Here is a 25539-nt window from a genome sequence, read left to right on the forward strand (position 1 = left end):
TGACTCTCCTTTATCGTCAATTACAATTTTTCTGCAATGCGCAGCTTAGCTGAACGGGCTCGAGTATTAAGCTCAAGCTCTTCCTCAGAGGGCACAAGCGGTTTGCGGTTGATTAACTTAAGCGTGCCTTTCGCGCCGCATACACAAAACGGAAAGTCAGGCGGGCATGTACATCTGCTTAAATAACTGCTTAGTATTTGTTTGCAAATTCGGTCCTCGAGTGAATGAAAAGTGATAACGGAGACTCTACCTTCTGGTGCAAGGCAACGTACTGCGCTATGTAATCCTTCTTCAAAAGCACCCAACTCGTCGTTAACAGCAATCCGTAAACCTTGAAAGCTCCGTTTAGCGGGATGTCCTCCCGTTCTTCGTGCAGCAGCAGGAATACCTTCCTTGATAAGCTCTGCTAATTCTCCGGTGGTCTCCACAGGACTTTCTTCTCTTCTGTCTACAATTTTCTTAGCGATTCTTCGCGAGAACTTCTCTTCTCCATATTGAAAAAGCACACGGGCGATCTCTTGCTCAGACCACGTATTCACAATATCAGCAGCCGTTAAAAGGGCTGTCTGATCCATACGCATGTCCAGCGGAGCATCATGATTGTAGCTAAATCCGCGCTCTCCCTCATCAAACTGCGGAGATGATACGCCAAGATCAAAGAGCACTCCATCCACTTGGGGAATGCCATCTTTTTGTGGTACAAAGGGCACATCCTTTAGTACACTCTCCAGATCACGGAAATTGGTCTTAATAAGTACAACCTTGTCTCCGTATTCGGCCAGTCTCTCTTTAGCGTTCTCCAGCGCCCAATCATCTTGGTCCAAACAGATTAATCGGCCTTCGCCGCTAAGCTTGGAAGCAATTAGTGAGCTGTGACCCGCTCCACCGAGAGTGCAATCTACATAGATTCCGTCTTTTTTGATGTGCAGCCCTTCTGTCGCTTCTTCTTTAAGCACCGTGATGTGGTGAAACAAGCTGCATCCCTCCAGGACAGTATTCGATATTGTGTTTTATAGATCAAAATTGAAATCCACCAATTTTTCGGCAATTTCGTTGAACGATTCCTCGGACTGTTCGAAGTACTGCTCCCATAGCTCTTTGTTCCAGATTTCCACCCGGTTCGAAACGCCCAGAATAACACAGTCTTTGTCCAGTTTGGCATACTGCCTTAAATTGGCCGGCAGGTTTACCCTTCCCTGCTTATCCCATACACATTCTGTTGCGCCTGAGAAAAAAAAGCGGCTGAATGCGCGGGCATCTGATTTCATCAGTGAAAGGCTTTTTAGCTTTTGTTCCATGATTGCCCATTCTTCCATGGGATAAACAAATAGACAGGAGTCTAGGCCGCGGGTCGCCACAAAGGAGGTTCCAAGCAATTCACGAAGTTTAGCCGGAATAATGATTCGGCCTTTGTCGTCAATGCTGTGTTGATACTCTCCCATGAACATCCTTTTCCCACCCCTAATCCCCGAATCCCCACTTTGCCCCACTTTTCACCACTTAAGCATAATAGATTCGCCATTAAAAATCAAAAACCTTTTTCTGGCGCAAGGAAATTTTTTCTAAATCAGATAGATCATTACCCGAAAAACATTTCTCCACCTAGCATAAACGCCTGGAGCATCCTAATAAGGACGTTTAGCGTCTAAGCGAGTAATATAAAAAAAGCCATACAATCGGAATCTTGTCCGTTGCATGGCTTTTCAAGCGTAAACGCCCTCGGCGTCCTTTTAAGGACGCGAAACGTTTAAGCGAGAAATATAAGGATAATGTATATCGTGAAACTTATACTCTCTTATATTTTTAAAAAGTTGCTTCAGTTCAAGGTAGACTTGGTTAATACACTTTATTGTTGTGCGTACCGCAATTAAACGTTTAAATTCCAGCTGTCCAAATAATCCACTTGTGCTGGAGTCAGGCTATCGATGTTAATACCTAGACTTTCCAGCTTATAGCGTGCTACCTGCTCATCCAGCTCATAAGGAACATTCTCAACTTTTACGCCAATGCTCTTATAATTATCATTTACATATTTCAGCGACAGCGCCTGAAGCGCAAAGGTCGTATCCATAATTTCGGCAGGGTGTCCATCCGCAGCACCCAGATTTACAAGTCTGCCTTCTGCAAGCAGATATAGTTTACGGCCGTCGCGAAGCTGGTATTCTTCGATATTTTTGCGAACAGTTCGCTGGGATACGGATCTTTCAGACAATTCAGGCTTATTCACTTCAACGTCGAAATGGCCTGCGTTGCACATGATTGCTCCGTCCTTCATAACATCATAATGCTCCCCGCGAATGACATAACGGTTACCTGTAACTGTAACGAAGAAATCACCGACCTTAGCAGCTTCCAGCATAGGCATCACTTCGAAACCGTCCATATGTGCTTCAACGGCTTTAATGGCATCGACTTCAGTGACAACCACTTTGGCACCTAATCCTTTTGCACGCATCGCAACACCTTTACCACACCAGCCGTATCCGACAACAACTACGGTTTTGCCCGCAACGATCAGGTTAGTTGTCCGAATAATGCCATCCCATGCAGATTGGCCTGTGCCATAACGGTTATCAAACAAATATTTGCAATAAGCATCATTTACTGCGACCATTGGGAACTTCAAAACACCCTGTTTTTGAAGAGCTTTTAGACGAATGATGCCGGTTGTTGTTTCTTCAGCACCCCCGCGAATATTCTCCATCAGATCAGGACACTCCGAATGCAGCAATGTAGCAAAATCCCCGCCATCATCAATGATCAAATCCGGTTTGCTTTCTAATGCCTTGATATTCAGAGCTTTGAACTCTTCGGGAGACGGGTTGTATTTAGCAAATACTGTGATGCCGTCCTCGACAAGTGCCGCACATACATCATCCTGGGTGGAAAGCGGATTCGATCCGGTAATAGTTACTTCTGCACCGCCTGCTTTGACAACCTTCGCAAGATATGCGGTTTTAGCTTCCAGATGAAGCGTAATTGAGACTTTTAGACCTTTAAATGGCTGTTCAGCTTCGAACTGCTCACGAATACGGTTCAATACCGGCATATGTTGACGGACCCAATCGATTTTCAAATGTCCTTCGGGTGCGAGTGACATATCAGCCACGATACTATTTTGATTAGTTGAACTCATAATGAAACCTCCTAAAAGTTTTGTGAGCGTTACTACATTGAATATACTTCGTACAAAACTTGCTTCGTAAGCATACGCTTTGTTTTATGGAGCAATACTTCTATGTTTTACTTCGCAATAAAACTCGCTTCGTAAGCATAATCCATGTTTTGTGAGCGTTACTACATCGAATATACTTCGTACAAAACTCGCATCGTAAGCATCTGCTTTGTTTTATGAAGCATTACTTCCCTACATATAAATGATGCGATGCGTCCCACTATAATCCGGTTCTATCGCCATCAGCTCATCCAACCATGGAAGTCCGTAGCGGTTCAAGTAATACATGATATTGTATACTCTTTCTTGCAGTTTACCCAGTGGCATTAACGACAGCTCGATTCGCTCCCATTGTCGGATTGCAGCTTCATTCTGTTTCGCCATTGCATCTTGGGCCTTTGCTTGTAAGAAAGTAATCTGATCCAAAATCTTATCTTTATTGTTATTTCCTAGTTTAAGTAGACCTGCCTGTATGGATCCAAGCTGTTCGATGAGCGGTTCGTACATAGCTGAGAAAGATGCTTTAGTTTCCTCAAATCGACGTTCGATTCCCAGCTCATCCTGTGCAGCCAACCATTCATGTCTTTTACGATCCAGTCCCTGTCTTACATCCTCAAAGCTTAGTTGATATTTATCCATATGCTTATGAAGCGTACCTTCTACCACAGTGAAAGACATTCTTGGGATAATTAAAGGCATTTGTCCCCCGACCACCTCAAACGCACGATGCGGAATGGCCCAATAAGCAATCTCTCCTTGACCTAGCACCGTTGCTAGAACCGGCAACACATAATCCTGCATAAGTGGGCGTGTCAATACGTTGTTGCTGAAGCGTTCCGGATGTGCTTTTACTTCCTCTAGTAATTCCTCACGGGTAAATGATACCTGGCCTTTGCGATCGGCAAAGACTCCATCCTTCTTGTGAAGCAATAACCGTACACCTTCATGAATATAAAAGAGGTTGGCATTGCCTGCCGTAACGTCGGCTTGAAGTTCATACCCAGCGTTCACGATATCAGAAGCAGAATTCATATACGCTGTTTCCAGTGCATCGTTCTGCATAATTAGCGATGTAAAGAATGGCTCTTCTAACTTGCGTAGATTAGGATCAGCAGAATCAAGCAGGATCAGACCAAATTTACCAAATAAAGAACCCATTAGCTTGGCAAAAGCATCCGTCATACTATCTGCTCTAAACGAAGAAGATCGAATGAATTCCATAATTTGCGGTTTAAAGTCACTATCTTGAAGCATCCCATCCAGTTGTTCCACCACTTGCTGCCAGCTTTCCTCTTCTACACGAATATTACTCACAGAGGAACGTTTCTCCTCTGATTTCTCTATCTTAATCTTTGTAATCTCCTGCGTACGATTCAATACATACGTATGATTCACTTCATCCCAGTCATGATCCTCGCCTGCGATCCAGAATAATGGCACTACAGGTCGATCGAGCTGCTCAGCAGCTTCTTTTGCAGCCATAATGGTTGTCATTGCTTTATACACTACAAGTAGTGGTCCTGTAAATAATCCGCTTTGTTGCCCACCAGTAACCACTAACGTTCCCGGCTGTTCCAAAAGCGCCAACGAAGCCTTCACCGCATCATGTGAATTATGCTTCTCATTATATTGACGGAGACATTCAGCAATTTGTGTTCGGTCGGCACGGAGATTCTCACTGCGATCCAGCCACTCTGCCCGAGTGCTTCTACGCTCTTTACTTCGGAAATCCCCACCATACAAATGACTAACCTTCTCAAAATTTTCTATATAGTCGCGCGCGAGTGCAGATCCACCCGGGAGCGGTTCCTTTACAATATTCATTTGCTAGTGCCTCCAGTTCTACTGAGCAGTTATATGTAAACCCAAGTTCGTAAACTCTTTATGATTGTATCCAAAGTCAGAGGCCACGTCAAAAGAAATGCATCCTGCAAAAAAGCAATGCATTAGTAGCCGTATTATTTATTCATACTATAAAATAATTTTTAAATATCCCCACTACATACAAGAGGCGAGAGCATAACGCTCCCGCCTGTCTAATATTCGCTATGGATTTAAGCAAATTTTTTGCTTACCCAGTGTCCTTTTGATACTTCTACTAATTCAAAGTCGCTATCATTGCTCTTTTCGTTAGCGGAATAAATAGGACTACCAAGCTCATCATGTAAGTGAATGCGTTTCTTGTTCACTTCAATTTCCGGATCCGGAATTGGAATAGCTGACAAGAGAGATTTGGTATAAGGGTGGATAGGATTCGCATAAAGCTCTTCACTTTCCGCCAATTCTACCATTTTACCCAAGTACATAACAGCTACGCGATCACTGATATGTTTAACCATGGATAGATCATGCGCGATGAAAAGATAAGTCAATCCCAGACGATCTTGCAATTCTTTAAGCAAGTTAACGACCTGAGCCTGAATGGATACGTCAAGCGCGGAAATCGGCTCATCACAAACGATGAACTTAGGATTTACCGCTAACGAACGGGCAATCCCAATACGTTGGCGTTGTCCACCAGAGAATTCATGCGGATAACGAGTTGCGTGATCGTGGTTAAGACCAACCATATCGAGCAGCTCTTCGATGCGCTTTTTACGTTCTGCACGGCTACCAGCCATTCCGTGAATGTCCAGTGCCTCGCCGATGATATCAGAAACCGTAAAACGCGGGTTAAGCGATGCGTACGGATCTTGGAAAATCATCTGCATGTCACGACGCATAGCTTTCATTTTGTTAGCAGGCAATTTATAAATGTCTGTACCATTATATTTCACACTTCCGGCAGTTGGCTCATACAAACGAAGAATTGTACGTCCAGCAGTAGTCTTACCACAACCGGATTCTCCTACCATTCCAAGCGTCTCGCCCTCACGGATGGAGAAGTTAATATTATCAACAGCCTTAAGAACCTTGCCTTTACCTACATTAAAGTATTTCTTAAGACCTTCTACCTCTATTAGGTTCTTACTCAAGAGTACTGCACCTCCTTGGCCATCGAATGCAGATTCCAGCAACGCGCCATATGCGTTTCGCTGAATTCTGTGGCGCCGGGATCGATTTGTTCGCAAACATGCATTGCTTCGTTGCAACGCGCGGTGAACGGACATCCGATCGGCGGCTTGATCAGATCTGGCGGTGTGCCGATGATCGGAATAAGCGGCTCGCCTTTCTTTTGGTCCAGACGCGGCATTGAGCGCAGCAGACCTTTGGTATATGGATGTTGTGGATTCTTAAAGATTTCCCATCTTGTTCCAGTCTCCACAACTTCACCTGCATACATTACGATAACCCGATCACACATACCGGCAACGACGCCTAGATCATGGGTAATCAAAATAATGGAGGTACCTAGTTTTTGCTGCATCTCTCTCATAACTTCCATGATCTGCGCCTGAATGGTTACGTCAAGAGCCGTTGTAGGCTCGTCCGCTATGAGCAAAGCCGGACGACAGGCCAACGCGATTGCAATCATTACACGCTGGCGCATGCCGCCTGAGAATTCGTGGGGATATTGGTTAAAGCGAGCCTCAGCATTTTTGATACCAACTAAATTAAGCATCTCAATACCTTGCTTTTTCGCTTCGGCCGCTGACATTTTCTGATGTTTAATCAAAACTTCAGTGATCTGTTTGCCCACTTTGATGGTTGGGTTCAAAGATGTCATCGGGTCTTGAAAAATCATGCCAATATCTTTACCGCGAATGGATTCCATTTCTTTCATGCTTTTGTCTAGCAGATTTTGTCCTTGGAAAATAATTTCTCCCTTTTTCACTTTAGAGGGTGGGGAAGGGATCAAACGCATAATCGATTGTGCAGTTACACTCTTACCGCTGCCGGACTCGCCGACGATGGCAACCGTTTCACCTTTGCCAATTTCAAAATTCATACCACGGACAGCTTGTACCTCTCCGCCTTTAACAAAAAATGAAACATGCAAATCTTTGACTTGTAAAATAGGTTCCATCCTTAATCCCTCCTATTTCTTCAGCTTAGGATCAAGCGCGTCACGAAGACCGTCACCGAAAATATTGAAAGAAAGCATGGTTAAACTGATCAGAATGGCAGGGAACAGGAAGCGCCATGGATAGTACAACCAACCGGTGAGTGAATCGTTAATCATAGATCCAAGTGAAGCGATAGGAGCTTGTACACCAAGACCCAAGAAGCTTAGGAAGGCCTCAGCAAAAATTGCATTTGGTACAGAAAGTGTAATGGTTACGATAATCGGACCAACTGCGTTCGGCAGAAGATGCTTGAACAACAGTCTTGCAGAACCAGCACCCATGGAACGGGAAGCCAATACGAACTCGCGGTTCTTGAGTTGCATAATTTCTCCACGTACAATCCAAGACATCGTAATCCAGCCTGTTATGGTTAAAGCTAGGATGATTGTACCAAGACTTGGCTCAAGCACGACCAAGAGCAAAATTACAACCAGCAAATAAGGAATAGAGTACAAAATTTCAGAGAATTTGTTCATGATATTATCTACACGGCCACCGAAGTAACCCATAATTCCACCATAGATAACACCAATAAACAAGTCGATGGCTGCAGCAGCTAAACCTACGATCAAGGAGATCCGTGCACCGTACCAAGTACGAACGAAAATATCACGTCCAAGATCATCCGTTCCAAACCAGTGTTCAGAGGAAGGGGGCTTATTGGTGCTCATCAAGTCATTGGAATAATAGTTGTATTTCGAGAAAAAAGGAGCGAAGATCGCTGCAAGCACGATCAAACCTAGAATACCAAGCGCGGTCATTGCCATTTTGTTTTGACGCAACCGTTGCCAAGAATCTTTCCAGGCAGAGAGACTCTCCCGCTGAATTACCTCGGCTTCTTTTTCATCTATACCGACTTTTTGAAAGTCTTCCGGTTTTAGATTCATGTTCTTTAGCAAGTTATTATCACTAGCCACTAATTAGCCCTCCTTTCCTCCACTTAGTTTCATACGTGGGTCAATCAATACATAAGCAATATCAGTAATGAAACGGGCTACCATGAGTAGTACACCATAGAAAATGGTAATCCCCATAATAACGGTATAGTCACGGACACCAATCGCTTCCACGAACTGTTTACCAATACCCCCAACACCAAAGATCTGCTCGATTACAACCGAACCAGTTACGATGTTAGCTGTCATAGGTCCCATGTAAGTAACAACAGGCAGGATACCATTGCGAAGTACATGGCGGCTCAGAATAGCCATCCAGCTTAATCCTTTAGCCTTAGCCGTTTTGATATAATCCGCATTCAGAACCTCAAGCATACTTGAACGGGTCAAGCGAGCTATAAAGGCTATCGGCTGTGCCGAGAGTGCTGCTACAGGCAAGAAATAATAGATTGGCCCTTTAAATCCTGAAACCGGTACCCAACCCAATTTGAAAGCGAACACATACTGTAATAATGACGCGACTACAAAGCTCGGAACCGCAATCCCCAGAACTGCCAACACCATCGCGGCGCTGTCAAGAAACTTTCTGTGATAGAGTGCCGCTAACATGCCGAGAAGAACCCCAACAATAACCGCCACAACAATTGCGACGAGTCCCAGCTTCAGCGACGCTGAAAAGGTTTGACTGATCAAGTGAGATACATCTTGATTCAGGCGTTTCATGGATACACCCAAATCACCTTGGACAATATCACCTAAATACTTAAAATACTGATGAGAGAGCGGCTTGTCCAGACCATATTGCTCCATCAAACGTGCTTTAATTTCTGGCGGTACTTTTTTCTCAGAAGTAAACGGATCCCCTGGAATAGCTTTCATCAAGAAAAAAGTTGCTGAAATCAGTACAAATAATGAAACCAACATATAGAAGAATTTATTTGCGACATAACGAACCATCCCCATCACACCTCCTCCGACAATTTTTTTGAGAGCATTATATTGATTTTATGAAAAAAACGGATTTTTGTCCATTTTCTAAATATGTTATAAATAACAATAAATAACAAATAGACTGGAATACAAAAAAAAGGGATATATATGGAGTTCCACATATATATCCCGAAGTATTGTGTTACTTCAGTCAACTAACTATTCTGTTTAAATTACTAGAGCAAAATCTTAGTGCTCAAGCAAGTATCCACGAGTCAAGTCAATTGCACCACTGAAGTCAAGAGTAACACCTTTAAGGTACTCTTTAGTCAGGGAGTTGTTAGTGTAGTAGTACAATGGAATCAAAACTTGATCTTGCTCGATGAGCAATTTCTCTGCTGCTGCAAACTTGTCTTGACGTACTTTCAAGTCAGTGCTTGCTTTAGCTTCGCTGATCAATTTGTCATATTCAGGATTAGCGTAACCAGTATCATTGTTACCGCCGCCTGTTACCCACATATCAAGGAAAGTCATTGGATCATTGTAATCCGCAGTCCAACCAGCACGTGCTACTTGGTAGTTCAGGTTTTGACGGTTTTCGATAAATACAGCCCACTCTTGGTTAACGGTTTGTACGTCAACACCAAGATTGTTTTTCCACATATCAGCAATTGCCAAAGCAATTTTCTTGTGACCTTCACTTGTGTTGTAAGTCAAAGAGAATGTAGGCAATTTGTCAAGGCCTTCTTCTTTCAGACCTTCAGCAAGCAATGTTTTAGCTTGTTCTAGATCTTCAGTGAAGTAGCTATCTTTAACTGCTGTACGGAATTCACCGTCAGCACCAGCAATACCTGGAGGTACAAAACCGAATGCTGGGAATTGTCCACCTTGTACTACATTGTCAATCAAAGCTTGACGGTTAATGGACATTGCAAGAGCTTTACGAATTTTTGCGTTAGTGAAAGGTTTTTCAGTGATATTGAATTCGTAGTAGTATACGGAAGCAATACCTTTACGGCTAAATTCTTTTGGAAGTTCTTTTTGTACGATTGGAATTTGTTCTGATGGAATTTCACCAGTTGGTCCACCTGCACGATCGTATTCACCGTTCTTGTAGCTGAGCAACTCAGTTGCACCGCTGTTTACAAGGGAGAAATCGATTTTGCTAAGTTTAATGGAATCTTTATCCCAGTATTTATCGTTTTTAGTTACAACAAGTGTTTGACCTGTAGTCCACTCAGTAAGAGTGAAAGCACCGTTAACGATCATAGTGTCTTTGCTTGTTGCCCATTTTGGATTACTCTCAATGGATTTGTGTACAGGGTAATAAGTGTAGAAGGAAAGCAATCCAAGGAAGTAAGGAGTTGGGGCTTCAAGAGTAACTTCTAGAGTTTTCTCATCAACCGCTTTGATACCTACTTGACTGAAATCAGTAATTTCCTTGTTATAGAACTTTTCAGCATTTTTGATGTAATACAATTGATAAGCGTAAGGTGCAGCGGATGCAGCAGCAGGATCGAGCACGCGTTTCCAAGCGCGAACGAAGTCTTCTGTTGTTACAGGATCGCCGTTACTCCATTGTGAATCACGGAGTTTGAAAGTATATACCAGACCGTCAGCGGAAATGTCCCAGCTTTCAGCAACACCTGGTTCAGCTTGACCAGATTCAGCATTCATGCGAGTCAGACCTTCGTACATTGTTGTCAGGACAGTGTGAGCTTGGCTATCTTGAGCCAATCCTGGATCAAATGTTGGAGGCTCAGAGCTTAGGTTGATTCTCAATGTTTGGTCCGCAGCCAATTTCTCTTCTGTAGCCGCATTACCAGTTGCCGTGTTACCAGTGTTACCAGCGTTACCTTTGTTGCCGCTGTTTGCATTGTTTCCGCCGCAGCCAGCAAGCACTGTGCCGATAACAAGTACTAATGCAAGCATTAGCAATAGACTTTTACTCTTCTTCATCTAGCAGTTCCCCCTAAATAGAATGTGGTATATGGTTTATGATTATACAACCAGTGGTCAAAAAAATCTAGTGGAATGTTTTCAGAAAATTCTTTTTTTATTAAAACTTTAAACTTTTGTGACGTTGCCGCTTCACCGAAGCAGTGGAACATTACATCGCTTGTGATATGTACTTAATTAGCCCTACAAACATAAATAATAAATATCCTACACTCATAAAAAAGAAAGAAAGTCTCCAAACTGCCCGAAATAACCGCTTTCCATCTACCTTTCCTTTCAGTCGATTCTGAGCGCCGCCAATCAATCCAGTGGATATTAATACAATAAGTAGTATAAGATAAAACCCAAAACCGTTATTAAATAAGTTGTTAAATAATGCGGATACCGATAATAATAAAAAAAATGTAGTCACGTCCATAGCGAGCATAAAAGTTTTCTTTTTATCTTTTTTTAAGCCTCTTCCAATGAAATAAACAATTAAAAACGGTACTATTGGAATCAAGCTTAAAGTAATGACCGAATTCATCAGCAATCCCATAGCTTCACCTCTCCTCCGAGATCATACCTTTATTCCTTCTACTAGTTGACAGATCAAGCGATGTAAAGGAACCAAAGTTCCCGTTCTTTCTGCCATATTAACAAGACTTCCATTGATCCATTGAATTTCTGTGGTTCTCGAAGCGAGAACATCTGCCAGCATGGACGAAGTATTGCCAGCCGTATTCCTGCAGACTTTAAGGATGTTATCCCACGCATCGTGATCATAAGCAACTCCGCAGGCATCATATACCATAGTAGCTTCTCTAAAAAGTTCTTTCATTAACTGCAGGCGCCCTTCTGATGCAAGCAGCTCACCATTTGGAACACGCCAAATCGCCGTGAGTGGATTAATTACGGCATTGATTAGGAGCTTCCGGTAAATCATGGTACCCACTTCATTCGACAAAAAGGCGGAGAATCCTGCCAAAATGAGGACTTCTATTAAATATTTCGCTTGTAAATCAGTATGTATGATATGAGCTTGTCCATTCTTTAAGCCCCATCTCCCTATCCACACCTCCCCGGCACCTGCATGAATGACCTCAGTCAAAGATTTTCGCTTCGCGGCTTCTGTTGTAACGGCAGCATATAAATTAGCTTTCGGTAACAAGTCTTTGAGCATCTCCATATGTCCTATGCCATTTTGAAAACAAATGATGTGTGCCTGTTCTTCCCTAAGGGGGGATAGAAATTCAGGTAAAACATTATGTAATATATCCTGTTTAACCGTCACTATGATCCAATCACTTGGCTCACGAAAATACACATCTGTAAACTCCTCTATGGGTGCGAACGCAAATCGAGCCCCCGAAATCGAAATCGAATCGCTGCCATCTTCATAACTCACAGTTAAGCCCTCGTTCTCTAATTGCCGGCACTGCTCTATCCCTCGACACCACAATCTCACTTTATTCCCAGATGCAATCAGCCTTCCTGCCAAAAGCAGACCAAGTGAACCCGCACCGATTATATCGATTCTCATCTGATCCTCCTGTTGATCTCAAGCGCAATTTTTCTAAGTATAGCCTTAATATACCAAGAAGAAACGTCGTTGTCCTCCTTTATAAGAGACAATACCCAATCAAAACACCCGCAAATGGCGCTAATAAAGCGAACCACTTACGGGTGTTTTAGTTTGCAAACCGTTTATTCAATACGTTCTAAATTTCCATTCCCATCCATTTTAAAACGAGTCTTCATTTCTTCTTCTTCTTCGTTTAAGAAAGCGAGCCTACGAGCACGATCCATAATCTGAATTAAAGCTTTGTAATCATCGTTGACTACCCGGTAGTCACTTTGAGCAAGATTAACCTCTTTGGACAACCGCTCATTCTCAGATCTTAATTCTGTTAATTCATCTTCCTTCTCGCGCAAATCTCTCTCCAGCATTTTCAGCTGACGTCCTGCTTCCTGGATTGTACCTTTCCATTGTCTCAGGAAACGTATAACCGCATCAATGGATAATGTGTTCTCGCTTAATCCTTCGCCTCGTCCGAATTCCTCGTCGGTATCCCCGAGAATCAGACCCGCTACCTGTGCTCCTCTAACTGACGGTTGCTTTTTCAGGTAACTTCGTTTCTGACGTTGACCTTTTGCAATTCCGATTGCGCCTTCATAGCTTTTTCGAACACAGCTGTTCCAGCGGAATCCGCAAGCAGCCGACGTTCTGCCGATTTTCTCGCCCACTTCTTCAAAAGCAGCAAGTTGTGTACTGCCCTCCCGAATGTGACGCAAGGTTACTTCTGCCAGTATTAGATCATCTTCTGCACTCCAAGCATCCTGTCTAACGGCTGTCATCCAACCAAACCTCCTAACAACATCTTGAAATAACCATCTCCATAACCGGCAGCTCTGCCGGGTAGTGAATAGGGATAAAAGCTGCTTACTCCATTTCTATGCTTCTCATAGAGTTCATAGAATCTATTTGATACTAAATTGTATTTCCATTATCTGCCCACATCATACGCTTTAAGTTATAAATTCTCTTTTTTCAAGCATTAATCACCTCAGTCAATTATAAAAATCACATTTTATGAAGATTAGTACATTTTTTTCAATGAATTCGTTTACACATTTTTACTGAACGGGTATAATAAGTCGAAGGAATATTCGTGAGATACATACTGGAAGGGGGACTCTCTCTTGGACCGCATGTTTCGGGTATTAGGTTTTTTTACATTGGCTATTGGATTGATGGCTTTTGCCGGAGGTCTGACAGAAATGGCCTTGCTTTTCTTTTTACAAACCGCTTTTTTCGTAATTCTAGGTTATTTGAAGTTTACTGAAAAAACTTATGTCCTACTTTTTTGGGCATACATGATTTTGACTTTCACCGGTTTCAGCTATTGGACGATCTTTCAAATGGGTCTTCCACTATAAATTGCAGTACTCTCTTGAAGCGGATGAGGTCCTTATCTAATAAGGATCACTTCCGTTTTTTTGTTTATCAGCTAGTATATATATGAGGCCCCCACAAAATACCCGAGTACGCATCGAAGCAATAACGCCTTCGGTGTCCCTAAAGGACGGTAAGCATTTATGCGCGAGATATAAGGATAATGTATAACGTGAAGCTTATACCTTTCTTCTATTTGAAGGCTAGCCTCACTTTGTGGGGATATTTTTGTATGTATGCTATTTTAGAAGGGTTAAACATATTATTAGTACATACATATATCAATTCAAGAAGAATCGGCTTTGCCGACCCTTTTTGGGACGGTTTCCGTTTCTACGAGAAATAGAAGGATGATTTATGGAGTGAAACAGAAATTTCTTATATTTCAAAAAAAGGTGGTGGTGTGGTGCGCTCCCGCAATTCCCTAAGCCGCATGATGGCAACCATACTAATTCTCTTCTGCTGTACATTGTTCCCGTTACAATCTACGATGTACCTGTCTGCCGATCCAAGCGGTTCTTTTTTCAATTCCTCTATACCAGATAATGAAGAAACACGTAAACTTCTGGAGCAGACTTTGTCTTCCGCAGAAATCGAGCGGGAAATCATCAAGATTACAGCCGAACAAAAAGCGCTTGAAGAAAAGGTAGAATCCCTCGAAGAGCAAGCCAGCCAGAAAAAATCTGCCATCGCAAACCAACAAGAGCGTGCAGGCGCAGTCCTGCGTTCTTATTATATGGGGGATAGAGACGGTCTCATGGCTGCGTTTTTATCCGCGAAAAGTATTAGCAGATTCCTGGCTCTATTCGATTATTATGAAATTATTATTGGAAATGACCGCGACATTCTCACACAATACGAGGATCAGTATAGGGATCTAAAAAAGACCCTCCAGGCTGCTCAACGCAGCTCGAAGGATCTTGCGGAGCTGCGAACTGCTCTTGAGGAACAGAAAATTCGGGTAGCTGCGCTCAATAAAGAAATTGAAGGAGGGATTAAAGACAGTAGTGATCCTGATAATATGAGCGCTCTTCTTCAAGAATTCACATTATATTGGGAGAATATTGGTTTACGCGAGGTAAAGACCTACTTCAAAGCATTATCATCTGCTATGAATAAGTTACCGCAGTTTGTCCAGAATCGAGAGGGCGTCCTTACTCGTAAGGGGATGACCTATGTTCTGAATCTGAAAGAAGAGGATCTGAACGAATTTCTTCAATCCCAGAATAAGCTATTTAACGATTTCGCTTTTCATTTCAATGACGGATCGATTACTGCCACTGGAAAAAGCGGAGCGTTAGCCCTTTCATTAACCGGTCACTACATCATTCAGGAGGAACCCATCAACGGACTTATATTCCAAGTAGATCATGTTGTATTTAATGGTCTCGAATTACCTGACACCACTAGAAGGACACTGGAAGAGGAATTTGATTTAGGTTTTTACCCTGGGAAAATCGTTTCTTTTCTACGTGCTACAGAAGTAGATAGTAAAGAGGGCGTCCTGCAAGTTAAACTTTCGATCTCATTCTAGACCTTCCTTAATGAAGTCTTTGTACCCTGCCGCATCAATTTTTCCTGTAAGCAGTAAGGATACTGCTTCAGCAATCTTACTCCAGCCGCCTTGGGATTCGACCTCCGGGGCGGTTTCTTCTGTCAGTAATAGTTCGACTCCGAAAGGAAGCTTATATTTAAAATCATGCTCCGAACGATAAAGAACATCCAGTGCAGGCAAGCTCCCCGTGTTCTCCAGCCAATCCATCTGAGAATCCTCCGAGGTAATAAATGTCAACCAATTCACGGCTTCCTTTGGACTTTGAGATTGCGCTGGAAGCGCAAAGGAACGGCTGTAATAGGATTCAAGTCCTTTCCCGTCACTTGCAGTCAGTGGTGCTTCAGCAACTAAGGATGAATTGCCATGTTTTTGCCACTCTGATAGTGGTAGAGCAGCAACAGCAACGCTTCCGCTCTGAATCATATCCCAAACATCTTTGTTATAGCGACTGGTAAGGTAAAAATAACTGCGAGCATTCTGAGTCCAATTCATCACTTCTTGGTTATCCGATAGCAAGCTGCTGTTCATACTCTCCATGACCGCCGACAATCCATATGGATTACGTGTATCCATTGCGAGCAAATATTTTCCTTGCTCTTTAAGCACATTCTGAAGCAATGTATTCCACTGTTCCAGACTTCTTGGTAAGGTCGTGAACCCCAGTTCCGCAAGACGCTGTGGTGAATAAACAAGGATATAAGGGTCTATATCCAGCGGCACTCCCCAATTATATCCGTTCCATTGCATCCACGGGATCAACTGAGTTAACGGTGCAGTTCCTGGAATGCTCTGATAAACATCCACCGGTAATAAATATCCTCGTGTAGCCCAGTCGAGAATACTTCGTCCATCCGCCATGACGATATCCGGACTGTCTCCGATGGTTAGATCATGCTTCAAAACTTCGTCTGCATCCTCGCTATCAATATTGCTTAATATCACCTTTACTCCACTTTCTAAAGTATAACGATTGCTTAGAAGCTCCAACTCACTGAATTCCTCGCTATTTAGCGATACTGTTATACGCAGACTATCTATAGAACCCTCTTCCCCTGAAGAAGGATTTGTTGACTGACTTTGAGGCTTTTTCATAGGATGTGGGTCGTTATTGGTACTCAATTCCATACTGGGCGACAAGCTTGTCAGCGATAGTAGTAAAATTGCAAAAAGCAGCCAATAATTTTTGCGTTTAAGCACGATTTCCCACCTTCCCCATGATTCGTCTCCACTATTTTACCAAACCCGTCGCTGCTTGTCTTTAGAATGTGAAAACGTTCTCTTTCTATTATATAGGGGAAACGAACGGAGACAATTAAAAGACTGGGTGATCTTAGCGCTAAGGGCGCTCCGTGTGCGGATTATTCTTCCGATCGCTGTTGTCTCCAGATTTATGGATTATATTCCTAAACGGTATAAATCCGGAGTCAAAGGCGAGCGCTAACGCTTCTACAGAACAATTCCTCCCCCTCCGCTGACCGCGCTCATTCTAAAGCACCACAACCGTTAATTCCCTCCACCGTTTCTGGGCGGGCAGGAAAAAGCCGGGAGTTATGTTTCTCCCGGCTGAAATTGAAAATAAGTTAGAGAAGATCCGCGGCCAATTGGGCCAAACGGGAACGCTCCCCTTTTTCCAAAGTAATGTGTCCGCTAATCCCTTGCTGCTTAAACTTCTCAACGATATAACTAAGCCCGTTGCTCGCAGCATCCAAATACGGATGATCGATTTGCTCCGGATCGCCCATAAGAATGACCTTACTTCCTTCACCCGCTCTGGAAACGATCGTCTTCACTTCATGACGGGAAAGGTTCTGAGCTTCATCAATAATGATGAACTGTGAAGGGATAGAACGTCCACGGATATAGGTCAAGGCTTCTACCTGTATGCTGCCTAAGCCCATTAATATTTTATCAATATCTCCAGCTTTTTTGGTATCGAACAGGAACTCTAGATTATCATAAATAGGCTGCATCCACGGTCTTAGCTTCTCATCCTTCTCCCCGGGTAAATAACCAATGTCTTTCCCCATGGGAACTACTGGCCGGGCAATGAGCAGTTTTTTGTATTTATGCTCATCTTCAACTTTGAATAGTCCGGCAGCAAGCGCCAATAACGTCTTCCCTGTACCAGCCTTACCTGTAATGGTTACAAGTGGGATTTCATCATTTAGAAGCAGTTCCAAAGCCATTCGTTGTTGAGCATTTCTGGCGCTGATCCCCCAAACCGAATCATTGCCTAGGTAGAGCGGCTCTAGACGGGTCGCATCACTATTCACTTTGAGAAGAGCTGATTTGCCCGTGCCGATCTCATCCTTGAGGATCACAAATTCATGAGGGTACAAGGGATACGACAACGCGAGCTGTTTAACCGTTAAAGAACGGTGACTGTAATATTCATCAATCAACGCCGGATGAACCTGCAGAGATTGGTAACCAGTGTAAAGTTCATTTAAATCTCCAGTACGATCTGACAAATAATCCTCTGGTGTAATCCCTAGCACATCCGCTTTAATACGGACCAGCACATCCTTACTCACAAGCACTACGGGACGCGGATCTGGCTTCTCCTTCTCTTCGATTAAATAATTGAGAGCTACAGCCAAAATCCGATTGTCGTTAGATACCTCACCAAACATTTCCTGTACCTTCACAAAACTGCGATGGTTAAGTTCTACCTTCAGCTTACCTCCATGCTCCAGTTCCACACCACTATGCAAATGCCCTAGTTCACGAAGTCCATCAAGCAATCGGGAAACCGTGCGGGCATTCCGACCGATTTCGTCAGCGTTGCGCTTTTTGGAGTCGATTTCTTCCAGCACAACCGCCGGAATAACCACCTCATGCTCCTTGAAAGAGAAAATCGAATTGGGGTCGTGCAAAAGCACGTTGGTATCTAGCACAAATATCTTGTTCATATTATCCCCTCCACAGCGCCTGGTTTGATTGATCATACATAACTCTTTCCGCCAAGGGAAAAGATAAGGTACAGAAACGATCTTGGCTGAAAGGAGTAAGCACATATGAGAAAATCAATGTGTCTGTTGCTGGTACTGCTGCTACTGACAAGCTGCGGTATCGCTAATAAAAAGACATCACCCTCTCCTCAGAATAAACAATCAGCGAATGCTGTAAAGGGTCCGGGGAACCATGAGGTTCGACAATTGTCCAATGATGGTGTGACTAATCCTAAGGCCACCTCAAAAGCTGGTCAAGCCGTTAGTGTTAAGGGCGAAAGTGAAATTGCACTTAAGGACCATTTTGAACAGTTAGCAAAAAGAGTCCCTGGTGTGAATGGCGCACACTGTGTAGTCATGAACAAGGTGGCCATCGTTGGTCTTGACGTAGAAGGTTCTCTAGAACGGTCACGGGTAGGAAGCATTAAATATTCTGTAGCGGAAGCTATTCGCAAAGACCCAAGAAGTGTACGTGCGCTTGTCACAGCCGATATGGATCTCTCCAGCAGATTAGCAGACATGAGTCGCCATATCTCCGAGGGACATCCGATTTCCGGATTTTCATCCGAGCTGGCTGATATCATCGGTCGAATCATGCCGCAGCTGCCAGAAGATACAAAACCGCGAAAAAATGCACAGTAGAGGACAAAAAAAGCCCAGTGATATTCTCACTAGGCTTTTTTCATGGCAGCAAATACTTGTCCGTCCAGCTTCTCAGCGGCACGTCCATCATAAACCTTCGCATATCTTGGGGCGGATTCAAGCTGCGCTCCATAAAAAAGCGCATTACGCACCGCCATAATTTCAACATCAAAGCAGCACATTTTGAAAGGGACATCCTGAAGCGGATCCTGTCTTACAACGGCAGTGCCGTTAATAGCATGAACAGTTCCCTCACCAAACACAGTAATGGTTACTAAAGGGTTGATCTTCATGTTGTTCACGAGTCTGGAACGATGATCTACAGCCAGACGCACAGTACTAGGACTAACTGCATAAATCCACGATATGGCCGTGGACGTTGGACCTCCTGATTCCGCATCAACTGTGTTGAGAAGAACAAAGGTTTCCGATTGCAGCATCGATAACAAGGTTTCGTTCAGCTGAGCAACGGCTTCGGACATAAGTACTGGCCCCCTATGCGGCGTAAATTCATTCAATTTATTATATTATAGCACAGGCTGAAACTTGCATTCAATTTTAGAGCGAAGTGTTATTAAGGTCTTTAAGGCGCCTCAGTGGATTCCGAAGTGGAACTAGCAGAAACTCCTGCTAACCGATCCTGCAGGCTTTTCTTGGCAGCCTCAAGCTCCTCATCATTAATATATACATACGGACTTCGCCATGTTCCAGTCACAGGCTTGAATTCGATATCCTCTTTGGAAATTTTCCAATAAGTCGCAATCATATCTTTAATCTGCGAATTTTCGATATCAGTCTGCATGTTGCTGTCCACTGCGTCAAGAACCTTGCCTATTTTTAATACTCCGCCAAGCGATTGCATCTGATCCACCAATGAATGAAGGACCTCATTCTGACGTTTGTTCCGATCAAAATCATCTGAAGCCTTAGTCTTAGGCTTACAATTAGATTTACGATATCGCACATAATCTAGCGCTTTATCACCATTAAGCTCTGCCGGACCTTTTTTCAGATTGATATTCGTACCGTCTACACTGTCTGTATAACACATATTATCGCTAATGTTGACTTTGACTCCGCCAAGCTCGTCCACCACATCACGGAAGCCTTGGAAATCCAGAATCGTTGTATAATCCACATCAATATCTAGATATTTCCCCATCATGGTCTTCATCTCATCTTCTGCCAAAATACCAGAGGACTTCTCCTTACCTTTGAAGCGAGCATAGAATTCGTTAATCTTCGTTTGCTTGTATCCACTGAGCTCAACTAAGGTATCGCGTGGAAGAGAGACAATGGTTGCTGATTTTGTCTTAGGATTAAGCGCTGCAACCATAATAACATCTGTCAATCTAGATTCATGCTTCGGTCTATTATCCGTACCTAATATAAGCATCGTCAATGGTTTTTCTGTAGCTGAATGTCCTGGGGCAACCGTTCCTTTGTTCCCTGCGTTAAAGACCCCATTCTCAAGCTTCCAATACAGATAGCCGCCGTAGCCCAATACGCCAAGAATCGCAATAATCAGCAGGGTTAACAAGATTCTAACTAATTTTCCAAAAAAACCTCTTTTTTGCGGTTTCTTACGCTTTTTTTTCTTAGGAGCACCCTTTACAGGCTGTTTTCTATTATTGGGTTGTTGCCCACTTGCTCTTGGAGGTAAACTGCTGTTTCGTGTACTCATAGTAGAATAAAGTCCTCTTCATTTCATTTGGAATTAAAATTGCCACACTTAAATAGACGTTCCATAAGCAGTAAAAGTTTCGTTTACTGTCTTTTTGCTGCAGTTGCAGCCTTTCTCTTCTGCCGAGCTTCCATGATATAACGTACTCGTACGAGCAACATCAATCCGACAGCAACCAGCAGACACTGGATGATCGGTAGCTTATCATGTTGGAAAATGAGGAGCATGCCGGAGCCGATCGCCATCATTATGTAGAGCATAATCTCTTTGCCAATCGATAACTTCTGATTCACACGAAATACCTGATTATACACAAATGTAAGCAATATAAAAATAACAATATAAGCGACGATTGGATGCTCAGCAAACCAGACCTGCATAGATACCGCACTCCTCCCAAATTTAAGATACGTTTACATTATATCATCAGTAGGGGAAGTTTTTGTTATAAAAAAAACCGCCGAAAGTTAAACCTCCGACGGCTCTTTACTATGATAAGTTGATCTTACGCGTTTGCTTGTGCCATTTTACGTTGCTTCTCTACACGTTCGCGTTCGCCTTTGTTCAAAATCTTTTTGCGCAAACGAATGGATTTAGGTGTGATTTCACAATATTCATCATCATTCAAATATTCAAGCGCGCCTTCCAAAGAGAAGGTACGTGGTGTCTTCATTTTTACAGTATCATCTTTGCCTGAGGTACGCATGTTTGTAAGTGCTTTTTCTTTACAGATGTTAACGATAATATCGTTATCACGGGTATGCTCGCCTACGATCATACCTTCATAAATTTCTGTACCTGCATCCAAGAAGAGAATTCCACGATCCTCAACACCCACGATTCCATATTGAGTTGTTGATCCAGTCTCACTTGATACAAGAACACCTTGATGACGTCCGCCAACTTGACCAGCAACCAGTGGAGCGTAGCTGTCAAAAGCATGGTTCATAACGCCGTAACCGCGTGTCAAAGTCAAGAAGTAAGTGTTGTAACCAATCAAACCACGTGCAGGAATCAGGAACTCCAGACGTACTTGACCCGTACCGTTGTTAATCATGTTGACCATTTCGGCTTTACGGGTACCCAGACTCTCCATAACAGAGCCCATGCTTTCTTCTGGAATATCAATCATTAGACGCTCAAGCGGCTCCATTTTGACACCGTCGATTTCTTTAATGATTACTTGTGGTTTAGAAACTTGCATTTCATAACCTTCACGACGCATATTCTCGATCAGAATACCAAGGTGAAGCTCACCGCGTCCAGAAACGATAAATGCATCAGGACTATCAGTTTCTTCCACACGCAAACTCACATCTGTTTCAAGTTCTTTAAAGAGACGCTCACGTAGTTTACGGGAAGTTACCCATTTACCTTCTTTACCAGCAAAAGGACTGTTATTCACAAGGAATGTCATTTGCATGGTTGGCTCGTCAATCTTCAGAACTGGAAGTGCTTCAGGGTGTTGTGGGTCAGCAATGGTCTCACCAATGTTGATATCCTTGATCCCTGCGATAGCAACGATATCCCCTGCGCCCGCTTCTTCTGTTTCAATACGTTTCAAACCTTGGAAGCCGAACAATTTCTCAATACGCGCGGTCTTACTCTTACCGTCACGCATAATAACTGTTACAGATTGACCTTGTTTGATTACACCACGGTTTACACGGCCAATAGCAATACGTCCCAGGTATTCATTGTAGTCCATCAAAGTAACGAGGAATTGAAGAGGCTCTTCAACACTTTCGGTTGGAGCTGGAATGTGCTCTACAATTGTTTCATATAGGGAAAGCATGGTATCATCTTGTTTTTCAGGAACCAAGCTTGAAGTACCATTAAGGGCAGATGCATAAACAACCGGGAATTCCAATTGTTCGTCATTTGCTTCAAGTTCGATGAACAAATCGAGTACTTCATCAATAACTTCCTTAGGACGAGCAGCTGGACGGTCAATCTTGTTCACGACAACGATCGGTGTAAGTTTTTGTTCCAATGCTTTACGCAGAACGAATTTCGTTTGCGGCATGCAGCCTTCATAAGCATCAACAACCAGCAATACACCATCAACCATTTTCATGATCCGTTCTACTTCGCCACCGAAGTCAGCGTGTCCAGGTGTATCCACAATGTTGATCAAAAACTCTTTATAAGTAATTGCTGTATTTTTAGCTAGGATTGTAATTCCGCGTTCCCGCTCGATATCGTTAGAGTCCATGGCACGTTCTTGAAGGTGCTCGTGTGCGCTGAAGATCCCCGATTGCTGAAGAAGCTGATCGACGAGTGTTGTTTTGCCATGGTCAACGTGGGCAATGATCGCAATGTTGCGAATATCTTTTCTTGAATGCATGATTTGTATCCAAATCCTCTCATTTATCAAATTAAAACTGTTAAAATTCGTAGCATGTCACGGCAGTCTCACAAAAGAAGCGCCAGGCAGAAAGCCGACGCTTCAACATAACATTAATATTATAGTGAAAGCACTATGAAAAGCAAGTCTTTTTATGAAAAAAACAGTTTCCAATTTTCGTTTTTTTTAGGATAGAACATCGGCTAGCTTCAATTCCATCTATTCCAGCTGCGTGTTCTGCCCCGTCCAGTAATCAGCCAAATCCCTGCAGCGATAAATACAATACCAATTAGATAGATCACACCAGTTCCCATAAGACTGAAAATACAAAGCGCTATGCTTAGAACGCCTAATATAACAGCAATTGCAGAAATTCCCCCAGTCCGTCTTGGAGAATTGATGGAATATTCATACAGGCCTACGGCAATGCCAAGCAGAAGCACAGGCCATAAATATTTCATAAGCCCCCATCCCCATATATTGCAAAGACCAAACAATAAACCATACACCGTTAATATCCCCGCGGGAATCAATACTGTTGCCGAAGCGCGGCGGCTAAAAAATAACATATGTAGAACCAATCCAGGAAGTAAAATCACTAGCGGCCAAAGGGCACGTCCCAAAAATCCGAAGACCCCCAGCTTACCGAATAAAATCACGATGCCAGCAGCTACAATGAATACTCCTAGTCTAATGTCATTCTTGGAAGACATCTTTCACCCATCCCTTCAAATTCACGTCTACCTCACTACCATGTCATCTCATGCCCTTAAAACGACAGGATTCTTATTCATATCTTATCTGAAATACACTCAAAATGCCATCACTGACCACGCAAATTATCCCCGCAAAGTGACTTTCTGATACGTCAAAAAAAGGACAATTCCAATTTATGGAGATGTCCTTTTAGTATTGCCTTTTATTGCAAATTATTAACCTGCAAATGTTGTTCTCCGCTTAATAGCTCCGGTTACAACCACTAATATTCCTAAAGCGATCGGCAGGATGGAATGCGTGGATGGGAGTAAAAAGGATAGCATTGTCCCTAATTTTGCATCCTGAAGCATCATGTCTCCTGCTGTAAAGGCTAAAATATACGCGCCGATAAATACGAGTAACGGAAATCTATGCAACCAACCTACAATGAGGCCACTTCCCCATACTACAATCGGAATGCTGAGTGCAATCCCGATGACAATTAAAGCCAAATCACCTTTGGCTAGACCGGCAATCGCCAAGACATTATCGAGACTCATAATAAAATCAGCCACGAGAATCGTTCGGATTGACTTCCATACGGAGGATACTTCCGCTACCCTGAGATCCTCCTCTTCTTCGAGCAGCAGCTTGAACGCAATCCATAGCAGCAGAATTCCTCCTCCAGCTTGGATATAAGGAATTTTCAACAGTAATACCGCGACAAATGTAAGCACGCAGCGCAGAATAACAGCTCCCGCAGCTCCCCACCATACCGCAATTTTCCGGTGTTTCTCCGGAAGGTCTTTACTGGCCATCGCGATGACCATTGCATTATCTCCACTCAGCACAAGATTGATCATCAATATTTCACCAAGGAGCAACAATGATTCCATTCTCTCTTACCTCCCCGAATCACATGTAACTACATGTATGTTCGGAAGTGACAAGCTATGCTTCCTGTCCAACTTTTTTTTGAGGATGAAAGCATGTATGCCCTTTTTTTTGCGTATACAAAACTAAGCATATCTTCGTGCTCATCTTAACTAACTTTAGGGGTGACTACGCCTTGAATACATCCATATGGGAGTTTGTATTATCACTGCTCAATATTATCTTTCTAGATCTCATTCTGGCGGGAGACAACGCTATAGTCATCGGGCTTGCTGCGCGTAATTTGCCGAACAATACTCAAAAAAAGGCAATCGTGCTCGGGACAGCAGGTGCCGTCGTATTACGGATTTTCGCAACAATTCTGGTCGTGTGGCTATTAAAGATCCCCTGGTTACTACTAGCTGGCGGGATTTTACTTATTCTGATTGCCTACAAGCTGTTAACAGATGAGAACAATTCAGCGAATATCAAGGCTGGCCAAAGCCTATGGTCTGCTGTGGGTACGATCATTCTAGCCGATGCTGCGATGGGACTAGATAATGTCATCGCCATTGCTGGCGTTGCTAAGCACAATATCTCTCTAGTTGTCATAGGACTGTTAATCAGCGTGCCAATCGTCGTCTGGGGAAGTACTCTCTTTATTAAATTAATCAACAAATATCCATGGATTATTTATATTGGCTCAGCTGTCTTAGGGTTTACAGCGTCAAGCATGATTACAGATGAGCAGCAGCTATCCCCATTCTTTGACCAGCATCCGCTATTGAAAGCTCTGTTTATAATCGTGATCATCATTGGCATTTTAATTGGAGGACACTGGAGACGTCAATCCAGTCATAAACAATCAAAAAAGCTGCCTCAGCCGTAA

24 protein-coding genes are annotated in these 25539 nt (G+C 43.1%); 4 read left to right on the top strand and 20 right to left on the bottom strand.

Features of this window, described 5'->3' with window-relative positions:
• Positions 1-20 precede the first annotated feature (20 nt).
• From rsmH to NST74_RS22320, 12 genes are all read right to left on the bottom strand, one after another.
• Positions 21-974, bottom strand: coding sequence for a 16S rRNA (cytosine(1402)-N(4))-methyltransferase RsmH (gene rsmH / locus NST74_RS22265; protein WP_042130253.1), 954 nt, complete (start codon positions 972-974; stop codon positions 21-23).
• 36 nt (positions 975-1010) lie between these two features.
• A complete protein-coding gene (gene mraZ, locus NST74_RS22270; protein ID WP_042130255.1) occupies positions 1011-1448 on the bottom strand; it encodes a division/cell wall cluster transcriptional repressor MraZ in 438 nt (145 codons plus the stop codon).
• Between the two features lie 419 nt (positions 1449-1867).
• The gene (locus NST74_RS22275; RefSeq protein WP_445668151.1) at positions 1868-3136 is read right to left on the bottom strand and encodes an adenosylhomocysteinase; all 1269 of its coding nucleotides are present in this window, start codon (positions 3134-3136) and stop codon (positions 1868-1870) included.
• Positions 3137-3367: 231 nt separating this feature from the next.
• Positions 3368-4999 carry a bacillithiol biosynthesis cysteine-adding enzyme BshC gene (bshC, locus tag NST74_RS22280; protein ID WP_076117280.1) on the bottom strand — a complete coding sequence of 544 codons (1632 nt, stop codon included), beginning with the start codon at positions 4997-4999 and terminating at the stop codon, positions 3368-3370.
• A gap of 230 nt (positions 5000-5229) precedes the next feature.
• Positions 5230-6150: an ABC transporter ATP-binding protein gene (locus NST74_RS22285; protein ID WP_341114476.1), complete on the bottom strand. Its 921-nt coding sequence runs from the start codon at positions 6148-6150 to the stop codon at positions 5230-5232.
• Entirely contained in the window at positions 6147-7142 is a 996-nt protein-coding gene (locus tag NST74_RS22290) for an ABC transporter ATP-binding protein (RefSeq protein WP_042130263.1), read from the bottom strand. The genes NST74_RS22285 and NST74_RS22290 overlap by 4 nt, the downstream gene beginning before the upstream one ends.
• A 12-nt stretch (positions 7143-7154) precedes the next feature.
• Positions 7155-8069, bottom strand: coding sequence for an ABC transporter permease (locus NST74_RS22295; protein WP_042132392.1), 915 nt, complete (start codon positions 8067-8069; stop codon positions 7155-7157).
• Between the two features lie 33 nt (positions 8070-8102).
• On the bottom strand, positions 8103-9035 hold the full coding sequence (locus NST74_RS22300) for an ABC transporter permease (RefSeq protein WP_042130265.1): 933 nt from the start codon (positions 9033-9035) through the stop codon (positions 8103-8105).
• A 222-nt stretch (positions 9036-9257) separates the two neighbouring features.
• Entirely contained in the window at positions 9258-10967 is a 1710-nt protein-coding gene (locus NST74_RS22305; RefSeq protein ID WP_076117282.1) for a peptide ABC transporter substrate-binding protein, read from the bottom strand.
• Positions 10968-11118: 151 nt separating this feature from the next.
• Entirely contained in the window at positions 11119-11505 is a 387-nt protein-coding gene (locus NST74_RS22310) for a DUF3397 domain-containing protein (protein WP_042130267.1), read from the bottom strand.
• Between the two features lie 21 nt (positions 11506-11526).
• A complete protein-coding gene (locus NST74_RS22315; protein ID WP_341114477.1) occupies positions 11527-12489 on the bottom strand; it encodes a ketopantoate reductase family protein in 963 nt (320 codons plus the stop codon).
• Between the two features lie 164 nt (positions 12490-12653).
• Positions 12654-13304: an RsfA family transcriptional regulator gene (locus tag NST74_RS22320; RefSeq protein ID WP_042130271.1), complete on the bottom strand. Its 651-nt coding sequence runs from the start codon at positions 13302-13304 to the stop codon at positions 12654-12656.
• Positions 13305-13649: 345 nt separating this feature from the next.
• On the opposite strand from NST74_RS22320, the gene NST74_RS22325 reads away from it, so the two are divergent.
• Positions 13650-13886 carry a DUF2626 family protein gene (locus tag NST74_RS22325; RefSeq protein ID WP_042130273.1) on the top strand — a complete coding sequence of 79 codons (237 nt, stop codon included), beginning with the start codon at positions 13650-13652 and terminating at the stop codon, positions 13884-13886.
• A 449-nt stretch (positions 13887-14335) separates the two neighbouring features.
• On the top strand, positions 14336-15436 hold the full coding sequence (locus NST74_RS22330) for a hypothetical protein (protein ID WP_052414816.1): 1101 nt from the start codon (positions 14336-14338) through the stop codon (positions 15434-15436).
• Here NST74_RS22330 and NST74_RS22335 read toward each other — a convergent pair.
• Complete coding sequence (locus NST74_RS22335; RefSeq protein WP_341114480.1) at positions 15428-16549, bottom strand: extracellular solute-binding protein; 1122 nt, start codon at positions 16547-16549, stop codon at positions 15428-15430. The genes NST74_RS22330 and NST74_RS22335 overlap by 9 nt on opposite strands.
• A 488-nt stretch (positions 16550-17037) precedes the next feature.
• On the bottom strand, positions 17038-18369 hold the full coding sequence (locus NST74_RS22340; RefSeq protein WP_076117287.1) for a PhoH family protein: 1332 nt from the start codon (positions 18367-18369) through the stop codon (positions 17038-17040).
• A gap of 105 nt (positions 18370-18474) precedes the next feature.
• Here NST74_RS22340 and NST74_RS22345 point away from each other — a divergent pair, with 105 nt between their 5' ends.
• Positions 18475-19050: a YhcN/YlaJ family sporulation lipoprotein gene (locus tag NST74_RS22345; protein ID WP_042130279.1), complete on the top strand. Its 576-nt coding sequence runs from the start codon at positions 18475-18477 to the stop codon at positions 19048-19050.
• Between the two features lie 29 nt (positions 19051-19079).
• Here NST74_RS22345 and NST74_RS22350 read toward each other — a convergent pair whose 3' ends face one another.
• From NST74_RS22350 to NST74_RS22375, 6 genes are all read right to left on the bottom strand, one after another.
• On the bottom strand, positions 19080-19532 hold the full coding sequence (locus NST74_RS22350; RefSeq protein ID WP_042130280.1) for a pyridoxamine 5'-phosphate oxidase family protein: 453 nt from the start codon (positions 19530-19532) through the stop codon (positions 19080-19082).
• Positions 19533-19633: 101 nt separating this feature from the next.
• A complete protein-coding gene (locus tag NST74_RS22355) occupies positions 19634-20734 on the bottom strand; it encodes an LCP family protein (RefSeq protein WP_341114481.1) in 1101 nt (366 codons plus the stop codon).
• A gap of 83 nt (positions 20735-20817) precedes the next feature.
• The gene (locus tag NST74_RS22360) at positions 20818-21114 is read right to left on the bottom strand and encodes a YlaH-like family protein (protein WP_042130285.1); all 297 of its coding nucleotides are present in this window, start codon (positions 21112-21114) and stop codon (positions 20818-20820) included.
• 125 nt (positions 21115-21239) lie between these two features.
• Positions 21240-23081 (bottom strand): translational GTPase TypA, encoded by a 1842-nt coding sequence (gene typA / locus NST74_RS22365; RefSeq protein ID WP_042130287.1) that lies wholly within the window; start codon positions 23079-23081, stop codon positions 21240-21242.
• Between the two features lie 209 nt (positions 23082-23290).
• On the bottom strand, positions 23291-23794 hold the full coding sequence (locus NST74_RS22370) for a hypothetical protein (protein ID WP_042130289.1): 504 nt from the start codon (positions 23792-23794) through the stop codon (positions 23291-23293).
• A 219-nt stretch (positions 23795-24013) separates the two neighbouring features.
• Entirely contained in the window at positions 24014-24673 is a 660-nt protein-coding gene (locus NST74_RS22375; RefSeq protein ID WP_341114482.1) for a TerC family protein, read from the bottom strand.
• A gap of 173 nt (positions 24674-24846) precedes the next feature.
• On the opposite strand from NST74_RS22375, the gene NST74_RS22380 reads away from it, so the two are divergent.
• The gene (locus tag NST74_RS22380) at positions 24847-25539 is read left to right on the top strand and encodes a TerC family protein (protein WP_341114484.1); all 693 of its coding nucleotides are present in this window, start codon (positions 24847-24849) and stop codon (positions 25537-25539) included.

The sequence above is a fragment of the Paenibacillus sp. FSL F4-0125 genome (assembly GCF_038008565.1).
Lineage (GTDB): Bacteria > Bacillota > Bacilli > Paenibacillales > Paenibacillaceae > Paenibacillus_AQ.

Bases quoted from the DNA above. Each gene is read 5' to 3' on its own strand.
- mraZ (WP_042130255.1), bottom strand. From the start codon at position 1,448: ATGTTCATGGGAGAGTATCAACACAGCATTGACGACAAAGGCCGAATC.
- NST74_RS22275 (WP_445668151.1), bottom strand. From the start codon at position 3,136: ATGAGTTCAACTAATCAAAATAGTATCGTGGCTGATATGTCACTCGCA.
- bshC (WP_076117280.1), bottom strand. From the start codon at position 4,999: ATGAATATTGTAAAGGAACCGCTCCCGGGTGGATCTGCACTCGCGCGC.
- NST74_RS22290 (WP_042130263.1), bottom strand. From the start codon at position 7,142: ATGGAACCTATTTTACAAGTCAAAGATTTGCATGTTTCATTTTTTGTT.
- NST74_RS22295 (WP_042132392.1), bottom strand. From the start codon at position 8,069: ATGAATCTAAAACCGGAAGACTTTCAAAAAGTCGGTATAGATGAAAAA.
- NST74_RS22300 (WP_042130265.1), bottom strand. From the start codon at position 9,035: ATGGTTCGTTATGTCGCAAATAAATTCTTCTATATGTTGGTTTCATTA.
- NST74_RS22305 (WP_076117282.1), bottom strand. From the start codon at position 10,967: ATGAAGAAGAGTAAAAGTCTATTGCTAATGCTTGCATTAGTACTTGTT.
- NST74_RS22310 (WP_042130267.1), bottom strand. From the start codon at position 11,505: ATGGGATTGCTGATGAATTCGGTCATTACTTTAAGCTTGATTCCAATA.
- NST74_RS22315 (WP_341114477.1), bottom strand. From the start codon at position 12,489: ATGAGAATCGATATAATCGGTGCGGGTTCACTTGGTCTGCTTTTGGCA.
- NST74_RS22320 (WP_042130271.1), bottom strand. From the start codon at position 13,304: ATGACAGCCGTTAGACAGGATGCTTGGAGTGCAGAAGATGATCTAATA.
- NST74_RS22330 (WP_052414816.1), top strand. From the start codon at position 14,336: ATGATGGCAACCATACTAATTCTCTTCTGCTGTACATTGTTCCCGTTA.
- NST74_RS22335 (WP_341114480.1), bottom strand. From the start codon at position 16,549: ATGAAAAAGCCTCAAAGTCAGTCAACAAATCCTTCTTCAGGGGAAGAG.
- NST74_RS22340 (WP_076117287.1), bottom strand. From the start codon at position 18,369: ATGAACAAGATATTTGTGCTAGATACCAACGTGCTTTTGCACGACCCC.
- NST74_RS22345 (WP_042130279.1), top strand. From the start codon at position 18,475: ATGAGAAAATCAATGTGTCTGTTGCTGGTACTGCTGCTACTGACAAGC.
- NST74_RS22350 (WP_042130280.1), bottom strand. From the start codon at position 19,532: ATGTCCGAAGCCGTTGCTCAGCTGAACGAAACCTTGTTATCGATGCTG.
- NST74_RS22355 (WP_341114481.1), bottom strand. From the start codon at position 20,734: ATGAGTACACGAAACAGCAGTTTACCTCCAAGAGCAAGTGGGCAACAA.
- NST74_RS22360 (WP_042130285.1), bottom strand. From the start codon at position 21,114: ATGCAGGTCTGGTTTGCTGAGCATCCAATCGTCGCTTATATTGTTATT.
- typA (WP_042130287.1), bottom strand. From the start codon at position 23,081: ATGCATTCAAGAAAAGATATTCGCAACATTGCGATCATTGCCCACGTT.
- NST74_RS22370 (WP_042130289.1), bottom strand. From the start codon at position 23,794: ATGTCTTCCAAGAATGACATTAGACTAGGAGTATTCATTGTAGCTGCT.
- NST74_RS22375 (WP_341114482.1), bottom strand. From the start codon at position 24,673: ATGGAATCATTGTTGCTCCTTGGTGAAATATTGATGATCAATCTTGTG.